Origin of the sequence: Okeania sp. SIO3B5, assembly GCF_010692555.1 — a bacterium.
Taxonomy (GTDB): Bacteria; Cyanobacteriota; Cyanobacteriia; order Cyanobacteriales; family Microcoleaceae; genus Okeania.
On record NZ_JAAHHG010000784.1, the window covers coordinates 1 to 3090 of the forward strand.

General features: G+C 39.2%; 2 protein-coding genes and 1 pseudogene. 2 read left to right on the forward strand and 1 reads right to left on the reverse strand.

Translation table 11 applies throughout. The features are described 5' to 3' along the window. Nucleotides 1-180 (forward strand): annotated as a pseudogene (locus F6K54_RS42410) (hypothetical protein); the annotation flags it as partial. Between the two features lie 21 nt (nucleotides 181-201). Here the strand turns inward: F6K54_RS42410 and F6K54_RS42415 are convergent. Then, complete coding sequence (locus tag F6K54_RS42415) at nucleotides 202-1836, reverse strand: Ppx/GppA phosphatase family protein (protein ID WP_293090487.1); 1635 nt, start codon at nucleotides 1834-1836, stop codon at nucleotides 202-204. 192 nt (nucleotides 1837-2028) lie between these two features. Here F6K54_RS42415 and F6K54_RS42420 point away from each other — a divergent pair, with 192 nt between their 5' ends. After that, nucleotides 2029-2910: a 4-hydroxybenzoate solanesyltransferase gene (locus tag F6K54_RS42420; protein WP_293090488.1), complete on the forward strand. Its 882-nt coding sequence runs from the start codon at nucleotides 2029-2031 to the stop codon at nucleotides 2908-2910. Nucleotides 2911-3090 lie beyond the last annotated feature (180 nt).

The following is a 3090-nucleotide window of genomic DNA, read 5'->3' on the forward strand; positions in this document are numbered from 1 at the left end:
GTAATGTTCGTAAGGATTATAGGCATTAATCCAAAATATCTTATTCCTTTAAACCCTACTCCCTACTCCCTACTCCCTACTCCCTACTCCCAAGGAAATGTAGCAAAACTTTTGAGAAATGGTATTACACCATTTTTTGATAAAAATGTAGAGACATTCGACGAAACGCCTCTACTATAAAAATATCAAGCTTACCGAAAACTATACAGATGCCATCACAGGTTCCAATTTTGCTATCAACTTCAAAGCAAATTCTTCTTCAAACGCCTCTTTCTTATAATCTAAATTCCACAACTCCAAAGCACAGTCATCTTCAGGGTTAGCTGGTCGTAACCACATATAAAATTCTCGTTTATTTTGATTAAATTCACATTTCACGTCAGCGATCGCTCCCTTTTGTCGTCGATCTAAAGCGATCGCCAACCGCAACAACGCACTCAACTGAGATACCATCTGTTGATATTTTTTGGGTAAATTTTGATAATTTTCGTGCTTTTTCTTCGGTAAACTCTTGCGGTGATAGCGAGCCAAATTAGCAATTACTTCAATCTCAATCTCGCTATAACCCAATAATTCTCCATTCCTAATCAAATAATAAGAATGTTTATGGTGGGATGAATGACTCACATATAAACCACAGTTATGCAAAATTCCGGCTGCCCATAATAACTCTCGTTCATCATTCCCCCACTCATGTAGCATTCCTTTAGTTTCGTCAAATAAATTTAGTGCCCAAGAAGCAACCCTCTCGCTAGATTCCAAATTTACTTGGTATTTTTGAGCAATTTTTAGGGTATTACGCTGACGAATGGAACTTTGGAAACGGAGGCGATCGTATATCAAACTATGATTCAACATCCAGTCAACTATTACTCCCTCCCGCAAACTACGTTCGCAAACAGTTATTGACTTCATTCCCAATAAACTCATTGCCTCTTGTAATACTAAAGCACCTGCCAAAATGATTTCCGAGCGCTTCTGTGACATTCCCGGTATATCTTCCCGATCAGAGACTGACAGCTTTTTCAACTTATTAACTAACCCTTCCAACTCAGCTAAACTAAACTGATAACCTGCTAGGGAAGTTGGTGCATTCCCGAATTTTTCATAAGCATGAATATTTGCTAATGCTTCAATAGTGCCAGAAGTACCCACTAACTGTGGTTTTTCACCTTCCTGGATATTAGCTAATAACTCCTCTGTCGGACGTTCCAATAAACCTCTAATATAAGCTCGCAGATAGGCAAATTCTATTTTGCTAATGGGGTCAGTAGTGACAAATTCTTTGGTCAAACGTACTGCACCCACCTTTGTACTGCTCAGAGTCGGTGGTGCATTACCGTCACCTAATATTAACTCTGTGGAACCCCCACCAATATCAATAATGACATGGGGTTTGTTATTAAATTCCATTGCTGACAGTACCCCTAGATAAATCCGGCGTGCTTCTTCTTGACCAGAAATTAAGTTAACGTATAAGTCCAACTCATCAGCAATTTTATTCAGAAATGTTGTACCATTGGGTGCTTCTCGTACAGCACTGGTAGCGACAGCAATAATTTGCTCTGCATTGGCACTTTTAGCAATTTTTTGGAAGCGGTCTAAAGTAGCGATCGCTCTATTCATTACTTCAGCTTTCAAATTACCATTTGCTTCACAGTCTCCGAGTCTTACTGTTTCTTTGTCTCGGTCAATAATTGTAAAAGCAGGTAAAGTGGGGTCTATTTTCACTACTACTAAATGTAGAGAGTTAGTACCCATATCTATTGCTGCCAATATCTGTTCTCGGTTGTCCGATATCAAGGGGATTTTTACTAAAGGAACAGATGTAACCATATTTTATAAATGTGTTTAAATTTACAAGTTGCATAAATTTTAAATTAAATAATGTCATCTGAGTGATTATGATTGAAAATCAGTAATCTGGCCTTTAACCCTTGACAAAATACCATTATTTAAGGTAATGATTCCATAATCTAAAATCCCAAGTTATAATGAAGTACTGATAACTGATAACTGATAACTGAAATGACCGAATCTCATGCTCCTCAATCAGAATCAACCTTGACGAAAGTAATTAGACTTCTAAGATGGGATAAACCTGCCGGACGCTTCATTTTAATGATTCCTGCTCTATGGGCTATATTTTTGGCTACTCACGCAATGCCACCCTTGCCATTAGTTGGAGTAATTATCGTAGGGACTCTGGCCACCAGTGCAGCAGGTTGTGTAATTAACGATTTGTGGGACAGGGATATTGACCCAGAAGTGGAGAGAACTCGCGATCGCCCCCTGGCGTCCCGTGCTTTGACTATTCAAACAGGTATTGTTATTGCTATTATTGCTTTTGCCTGTGCTGGAGTCATAGCACTTTATCTCAACCGACTCAGTTTTTGGCTATCCGTAGCTGCAATTCCTGTAATTATTTGTTATCCCCTGGCCAAGCGATTTTTTCCAGTACCTCAGTTAGTATTATCTATTGCTTGGGGTTTTGCCGTATTAATTAGTTGGAGTGCTGCAGTAGCTGAGTTGGACACTGCTACCTGGATTTTGTGGGGCGCTACTATTGTTTGGACTTTGGGTTTTGATACGGTTTATGCGATGAGCGATCGGGAGGATGACCGACTTTTAGGGGTTAATTCGAGCGCTCTATTTTTTGGTGAATATGCAGCTAATGCTGTAGCTATATTTTTCTTTTTGACTGCCGTTTTATTGGGAGTATTAGGAGTAGAAATGGAGCTACATTTTGGCTTTTGGATAGCTCTTGGTATTGCTACAATTTTCTGGTCTATTCAATATGGAAAATTACGGCAAGAAGAAATTTTAAAACCCTACGGTCAGATATTTAGACAAAATGTTTGGATTGGTTTTATACTATTGGCTGGTATGATTACGGGGTTAATATTTTAAGGAAGAAGGAAGAGGGAAGAAGGGAGAAGGAAGAGGGAAGAAGGAAGAGGGGAGAAGGGATAAGGAGAAAGGAAGTTAAGAGGTTGTCTGAGAAGTCCCATTTGCTAAATCCAAGCCCCCTAAATCCCCCAAAATTGGGGGACTTTTAGAAGCAAATTAACTCTTGTTCCCCCCCAAAAA